Raw genomic sequence first — 8,010 nt, forward strand, 5'->3', positions numbered from 1 at the left:
TAGGAGAATACTGAATGAAAATTTATAATATAATATTTATTTCTTTAATTGTAATACTATTTACAAGCTGTTCTAAACTTATTTTAGTTCAGGAACCAGAGATGCGTGTTTTGGGCGGTAAAACATTAATAGAAGCACAGGTTTTGGGAAGATACAGACAAATTGATGAAAGTGCTTATCAAATATCAACATTGTCAAGTGAAGAAGATTTAAACCTTATTATGGTAAGTACAAATGTTTCTGATGAATTGGCTCAGGAATATAAACAGGCTTTGATTAGAAGTATGTTCAATCAAGATGAAATAAATCTTTATAAAACTAATTATTATATTGGTGAGAATAATGGCGGTTATTTGTCTTATATAGCTTTTGATGTTTCAAAACCAAAAAATACATACAGTGAAGAAAGAGTAAAATATATTAAAGAAATCATTGAAAAAGAAAATACTGACAGAAGAACAATAGCAGAATATTTAATACTTTCAGATCCTAAATTAACTATGGCTAATATTAAAGAAGTAGAAACAGCTTTATATAGAAGAAATGTACAAAGATTAATAGAAAATAGCTATTATCAGCTTCCTGATGATACTTGGAGTATTTACACTAATACAGGTGAAAAAAAATAATAAAATTATTGTAAATATTTTTAATAAAAAAAGAGGCTACGTTTTATAACATAGCCTCTTTTTATTATTCTAAATAAATTATTTACGACTTTCTAAGTTTGAAGCAAAATTAGATAATATACTTCTTGTATTCTTGTATAATTTTGCATCATCTTCATATTTTAATAATTCTATTCTTTTGCTGTCAATTTCTTTGATATTTGCTAAATAGGTATTAAAATATTCATCTATGATTTTATTGTATTTAGATACAACATTTTCTTCTTCATAAGCTTTTATAACTTTCTTAGCGAGTGTCTTTTTCCAATTTCCAGAGAATGACATAAATCCTGATAATATGAATACCACACTAGGTAAGAAAGATAATGATACACCCATAATATTTATTAATTTTATATTACTGGTTTGAAGAAGATTATAAGTAGGTATTATGCCAAGACTAGAAACAGCTATACTTGTTGAATTTTTAGCTGTTTTATTAGCTTCTTTATTGGCAAAGTCTTCTTCAGTAATAGCTAAAATACTATAAAGTTTTGTATCCAATTCTAAGTTGATACTATTACATAATACTTTTATATCATCTTTTTTTCTGTATACATTATTATCATCTATAGCCTTGATAATATTATCTATATTTAATGTATTTTTATAAATATCATTAAATGATTCTTTAGCATTAATTTTAATTTTGGCTAAATTAATTTCTAATTTGTCATTTTCTTGGAATTCGCTTTTATTATCAATTATTTCAATATCAAAGTTTACACAATCTAATATTTTAGCATAATATGCATATTTGATACTTTCAGCAAAGTTGTTTTTTATTTCTTTTATTAGATTTGTATTATTGATAGAAAATGGGAAAAATCTTTGTCTTAAAGCAGGGTAATCAACTTCTTTATTATTACTGCTTTTAGAAATAAAATTCTTCAATACTTCAAATTTCTTATCAATAACACTTCCTAATTCATTTTCATCAAAAATATTAGCTTTAGAAAATATTACGAATATATTATTAAAACTATTTACAAAGTTTACAAGAGCATTTATATTAGTAACATCTTCCTGAGAAAATGCATTTATATCACAAAGATAAATAAACATGTTATTTTTGCTGTATTTTCTTGTATCAAGTACATTTTCCTTATACTCTATAATTCTAAATAGCTTGGAATCATCTTGAAGATAATATTCTTCATTACTTGTATCTTCAGCATAAGGATTAGTATCTATGTTTTTGTCGAAAATAGCGTTTATGAATGATGTTTTTCCTGAACTGTATCTTCCATAAACTATAATATCAAATGTTTCATTTATTTGAGTATATACATTTGATAGAAGTTCGGTTATCTTATCATTATTTTTCTTGTCTATAGTGTTAATCTCATCATTGAGCTTATCAACTATATTTTGTATATTGATAAGATTGTAGTATAATTCAGAATCTTCTGATTCAAAAGAATTTTTTTTGTATTTTGTTAATTCATCGATACTTAGTCCTGTATTTTCTGCAAGCTTATCTAATAGGTCAAGAGTTATATTGTTAGCATTTCTTTCTAATCTTGAAATATAATCTTGACGCACACCTAACATTTTTGCAAATTGGCTTTGTGTTAATTTCAAAATTTTTTCTCTAATATCTTTTAAATTAAAATCAATCATACTTTCTTCTGTTTTTATTAAATTTATTTTTATCTTATATCTATTATAAACGATATGTGTAGAATTTCAAGATGTTTTACGTATGAAATATAGTGTAAAAAGCTATATATTATATTTTAAAATTAATATAGCATTTTTAATTGAATTTTTGATTTTAAATAATATTAAAATATAGAATTTTTTAAATTAATTTTATTGAGTTATAAAGGGAATTCTTTATTATTTACTTATTTGTAAATATTTTTTTAATATTCCCTTAGGGTATTTTGTATTTATTTTTACGAAATTTACATATAATAGTATTAAAATATGATTTTTATAGCATTAGAAGAATTATACTTATACTACAATTTTTTTTGATGAATTTTGTATTAATATGAATAATGTTGCTATATAGTAGATTTTAATATTTTTATATACATAAAATATTGGATTTATTCTTTTTTATATGTTATTATTTATATGTGTCTTATTAATGTTAAATTGTAATAAAATACAGGGTTAAAAATATATAGTTTGGCTATATTGTTAACAATATTTTTATACTATATTTAATTATAATTGTTTGAATTTGATATTTATATATAAAACTAAGCATAATATTTATATGGAAAAAAAGTTCTTGAAATTTTGAGAAATAAGTATGATATTATACTAGGTAAACAAAATAGTTTATTGATAAAAAAATAATCATATTTATAAGGGTGAATATATGGAAGAATTTATATCTAAAGAATTTGAATGTCAAAATCATCTTAATTCTGATAATAAAGTAATTAATTCTATTGTTGATTTTTTTAGGACTGTAGGAGATAAGATAGAAATAGAAAATAAAAATGGAAAAAGAGTTAATGCTAAATCATTCGTTAAAATGATGGGATTGGATATAAAATATGGAGATATATTTACAATATATGTTTCTGGAGAAGATAAAATAGATACTCTAAAGAGAATAGAGGAAGTTTTAGACAAAAAAGAATTTTATACTTTAGAGAAAATTGAAGAACTCAATAAAGAAAAAGAATCTGAAGGTAATAAACTTTTAGAGGAAGAGATATTGCATTTAACTCCAGATGATAAAAAAGATACTATAAAAGAAAATATAGAAGAAAAAGTAAAGCTTTTAAAAGAGAAAAGAGATAGTTTTAATTTAGAGTATTCAAAGTACGTTAACTACAATATTGTATATATAAAAGATAATGATAAAACAGAAATTTATAATATGATAAACAATAATATACCAGATGTTGTAGAAATAATGGCTTCTCATTATGAAATACCTGTGAATAAAAATGAATTAAAAACTTTTGTATCTGAATTGGTAAATATTGTAGAGAAAAAAGAAATGAAATATTTTTATGAGTATTTGCTTTTTAATAATGTAAAAAAATATTTTTATAATCAATTTGATACTTTATTTATAAAAAAATTAATAGGAATCGGACCTATAAAAGTAGAATATAACATGACCATTAATGAGGGTTTTGTCAATGATGCTATAAAGACTTTAGATTATGTATTGGAAGATAAGGCTAAATCCTGCGATTATTCTATAGATATTTACATGATGCCTTCTACAAATGTTTCTTCAGTTGATCTTTATAGGCTTATAAATATTATACAAAATATTGGTAAGATTTATGAGATTAATGAACATTTGATGGACAATATAATCGAAAAAATAAAAGAGAATTATGAATTAAAAAATGTAAGCAAGAAATTCTATTCAAATAATAATGAATATTTAGAATTGGTAAGAGAATTAAAAGATGACTTGCAAAAAGAATTTGAGAATGTTTATGTTGCAAAAGTAAGGGATAATAAAAATATATCTATTGATTATAAATGTTTAAATAGGTTTTTAAGGAGGCTTTAAATGAAAGTTGCTGTCATAGGTGATTTACATGGTAAAGATTGCTGGAAAAAATTACTTGAAGGAAGATTCGATAGTTTTGATAAGGTTATCTTTATGGGGGATTATAGCGATGACAGTTGGGTTACTTTTACAGATGAGGAAATATCAGACAATCTTAGAAATGTTATAGAGTTTAAAAAGAATCATAATGATAATGTTGAACTTCTTATAGGAAATCATGATTTTCAATATATAGTTGGATATCCTACAGCAAGCAGATATAGAAAGAGTTATTCCAAAGAAATGCATGAGATATTTAATGATAATGCAGATTTATTTAAAATGATACATATAGAAAATAATTATATATTTACCCATGCAGGACTTACAAACGGCTGGATTGATTATATAAAGGCACAGTATGATATAAAGGATATTAATATTGATAATGTTTGTAATGTTGTTAATATAGTTTATAACAATGATAAAGAAGATTGTAATGTTGTCTCTTTTAGACGCGGAGGCTTAAATAAATTTGCCGGTCTTTTATGGGCAGATACAGAAGATTTACTTGAAGATGCTTGGATAGGATATAATCAAGTTGTAGGTCATAATAGAGTAAAACCGGGAAGCGTTATAAAAAAATATAGTTATACTATATATATGGCAGATCATTTTGATACAGAGCAGAATAAATTATTAGTGTTAGATATATAAAAAAATTATGGAGTTTATATGTTTCCGGATAGACCTCCTTTTCATTATAAATGTAAAAATTGCGGACATTTTTTTACTACAGATAAAAAATTAAATACTCCTTCAGAACTTTCATTGATTTCATTAGATTTTGATAATACTGAAATAGATGAAAAAGGCAATGTGAAAGTTACAATAAAACAAAACAAAAAAGATAGTGTATTAAAAAGATTATTAAAGAAATTATTAGAACTTAAATGTCCAAAATGTCCAAAATGCAATGAACATGCTGTTGTCAGTGTAGATTATATGATTCATAAATAATTGACTTTTACTACTGTTTAGGATATTATTTAACATATTTTGTATAATTTTATGTTAATGCTGTTTTATGAAAAGAGTAGTTGTATTTTTATCTTTTATTGTTGTGATTTTCTTATTTGTCTTTACTTTTATTAAAGTGAAGACAAATTATAATATTAATTTTGAATATTCTGATAATATTTCTAATGAATCAGAAACTAATATAATTTCAGATAATACTATACCAGAAAAGAATACAAATGATGCTTTTCATTTAGCGGATATAGATTCACCTAATATAGTAGAGCCTATATTAAATAATGTAATAAAACCCATAGAAAGCAGCAATCGTATAAGCATTATAATAGATGACAGCGGAAATACATTGGATTATATAGACAGGTATTTTCATTTAGCTAACGAATATGGTATAACATTTGCTGTTCTTCCAGATTCCAGCCATAGTATTGATTTTTCTTATTTGGCATATAGCAATAATCTTAATGTTATATTGCATATACCTATGGAAGGAAGCGAATATTTCGGCGAGCAAACTTTAATTAGAACTGGTATGAATAGAGATGAAGTTTTTAAATTATTAGACTATTCATTTTCAAGAGTTCCTTATGCCAAAGGAATGAATAATCATACAGGCTCTGTGGCAAGTAAAAATATAGATACAGTTTCTTATATGGTTGATTATGCTAAAAATAATGATAAGTATTTTGTAGATTCTTATACAGTTGCTGGAAGTTTAATATATGATATAGCATTAGGAAATAATGTGAAAACAGCAAAAAGATCCGTATTTTTAGACAATGAAAGAGATTATGGTTCTATAATGAAGCAATGGAGAGAACTTATAAGATTATCAAAAGAACATGGCATTGCTGTTGGAATAGGGCATTATCAAAGCGAAGAAACATTGAATGTGCTTGAAAATAATTTACCACTTCTTTATGAAGAAGGTATAATTAGTGTAAATATAACAGAAGTTTTGGATACAATTTCAACCAACCAATGAAAAATTAGAAAATAAAAAAATTAGGAGTGATTAATGATTGGTTATAAAGATAATATACTGATGTGTGAAGATATTGATATTAGAGAACTTGCAGAAGTTTATGACAGTCCTTTTTATGTTTATTCAAAGAATGATATTTTAAATAAAATAAGGTTTTTAAAGGATATATTTTCATCTTTAGATAATGTATTAATAGCTTATGCTGTTAAAGCTGAAAATAACTTATCTATATTAAAAATGATGGCAGATGAAGGTATAGGTGCTGATGTAGTATCTATTGGAGAGACTTTAAAATATATAAAGGCTGGCGGAAAGGCTGAAAATATAGTATTTTCAGGAGTTGGTAAAACAGAGGAAGAAATAAGAAAATCAATAGAACTTAATATAAAACGTTTTAATATAGAATCTATTCCTGAGGCAGTAAGAATTAATAGCATAGCTAAAGAAATGAAAAAAAGAGTAAAATGTTCTATAAGAGTCAATCCTAATGTTGATGCTCATACTCATGAAAAAATTACAACAGGTGTTACTGGAAATAAATTTGGAATAAGTATAAAGACTATAAGAGAAAATGCCAGCTTATTAAAGTCTTTGGATAATATATCAATAGAGTCTTTATCAATGCATATAGGTTCTCAAATGACAGATTCTGAGCCTTTTTATAAAGCTATTTTAGCTATGAAAGATTTTATTAATGATGTTAATAGTATGGGATTCAATATTACCGATATTGATATAGGCGGAGGATATGGGGTACGTTATGATAAAAATAGTTCAGGATTCGATTTTGAACACTTTAAGAGTAAAAGTATTAGTTTATTAAAAGAAATGAATCTCAATGTAACAACAGAACCAGGAAGATATTTAGTGGCAGAATCTGGGGCTTTTATAATGAGAGTTGAATATATTAAAGAAGAATTTGGAAGAAAATATGCTATATTAGACGGCGGTATGAATGATTATATAAGAGTAGCTATGTATGATGCTTATAATGATATATGCCCATTAGTGAAAAAAGAGAATGTTTCTAATTATGATTTTGTAGGACCTATATGTGAAAGTTCAGACTTCTTTGCTTATAATAGGGAATGTTCATTAATAGAAGAAGGTGATTATGTTGCTTTATTAGATGCTGGTGCTTATGGATTTAGTATGTCAAGCAATTATAATTCAAGACCTTTAATATCACAAATTATGGTTGATAAAGATAAGCATTATATTATAAGAAAAAGACAAACTTTTGAAGATATGATAGCAAATGAGATAATTTAAAATTTACTCTATATAAAAATATTAATCTGTCAGAATTATATAAAAATAATTTTGGCAGATTTTTTTATTTATACTTTAATTAGTTATGGAAAGATTTCAAAAATTTTATTTCTTCGTCTCTTAAATTAAAGTCTATATTATTATAATCTTTATAAAGTTAAAAATTTTTAGTATATACCTAAACAACTATATTTTGTCAATTTTTGTTTTTTCAATTTTATTGTTTGTGGTGGCTTTGCCCCCACACCCCCAGTTCTTTTACCGAGTAGGTACCTTTCGGTATTGGTATAAAAGAACCAAAACAACTGTATTTTTAATATAAATTTAGGTTATATCCTATATTTAATTAGTATATATTTAATATAAAGTTCTAACAATTGCGTTTTCGCGAAGCGTATCCGAGCTTGTTGAGGATATTGGTACTTTTTTGTGCGGCAAAAAAGTAGATAAAATTTATATAAAGTGCATCAGTTGAGAAACTTAAAAATTTTTGGTATATACTGAAAATTTTTAAGTTTGTCATTTTTTTATTCAACTTTTTCCCGCCGCAAAAAGTTGCAAAAAGTGCA

At 24.6% G+C, this 8,010-nt stretch carries 7 protein-coding genes; 6 read left to right on the top strand and 1 reads right to left on the bottom strand.

Going from position 1 to position 8,010, the window contains the following annotated elements:
- Positions 1-14 precede the first annotated feature (14 nt).
- A complete protein-coding gene (locus Q0K52_RS08400) occupies positions 15-629 on the top strand; it encodes a DUF1318 domain-containing protein (RefSeq protein WP_297298432.1) in 615 nt (204 codons plus the stop codon).
- 78 nt (positions 630-707) lie between these two features.
- Here Q0K52_RS08400 and Q0K52_RS08405 read toward each other — a convergent pair whose 3' ends face one another.
- Complete coding sequence (locus tag Q0K52_RS08405; RefSeq protein ID WP_297298434.1) at positions 708-2,291, bottom strand: helix-turn-helix domain-containing protein; 1,584 nt, start codon at positions 2,289-2,291, stop codon at positions 708-710.
- Positions 2,292-3,003: 712 nt separating this feature from the next.
- Between Q0K52_RS08405 and Q0K52_RS08410 the strand changes: the two genes are divergently transcribed.
- The 5 genes from Q0K52_RS08410 to lysA all read left to right on the top strand — a co-directional run bounded on the left by Q0K52_RS08410 (position 3,004) and on the right by lysA (position 7,441).
- Positions 3,004-4,167, top strand: a complete 1,164-nt coding sequence (locus Q0K52_RS08410; protein WP_297298436.1) for an HPr family phosphocarrier protein — start codon at positions 3,004-3,006, stop codon at positions 4,165-4,167.
- Complete coding sequence (locus Q0K52_RS08415) at positions 4,168-4,863, top strand: metallophosphoesterase (RefSeq protein WP_297298438.1); 696 nt, start codon at positions 4,168-4,170, stop codon at positions 4,861-4,863.
- An 18-nt stretch (positions 4,864-4,881) separates the two neighbouring features.
- Positions 4,882-5,166: a hypothetical protein gene (locus tag Q0K52_RS08420; protein ID WP_297298440.1), complete on the top strand. Its 285-nt coding sequence runs from the start codon at positions 4,882-4,884 to the stop codon at positions 5,164-5,166.
- Positions 5,167-5,233: 67 nt separating this feature from the next.
- Positions 5,234-6,169 (top strand): divergent polysaccharide deacetylase family protein, encoded by a 936-nt coding sequence (locus Q0K52_RS08425; protein WP_297298442.1) that lies wholly within the window; start codon positions 5,234-5,236, stop codon positions 6,167-6,169.
- Positions 6,170-6,202: 33 nt separating this feature from the next.
- Positions 6,203-7,441, top strand: a complete 1,239-nt coding sequence (gene lysA, locus Q0K52_RS08430; RefSeq protein WP_297298444.1) for a diaminopimelate decarboxylase — start codon at positions 6,203-6,205, stop codon at positions 7,439-7,441.
- Positions 7,442-8,010: the final 569 nt, after the last annotated feature.

Source organism: uncultured Brachyspira sp. (genome assembly GCF_944390845.1).
Classification (GTDB): Bacteria; Spirochaetota; Brachyspiria; order Brachyspirales; family Brachyspiraceae; genus Brachyspira; species Brachyspira pulli.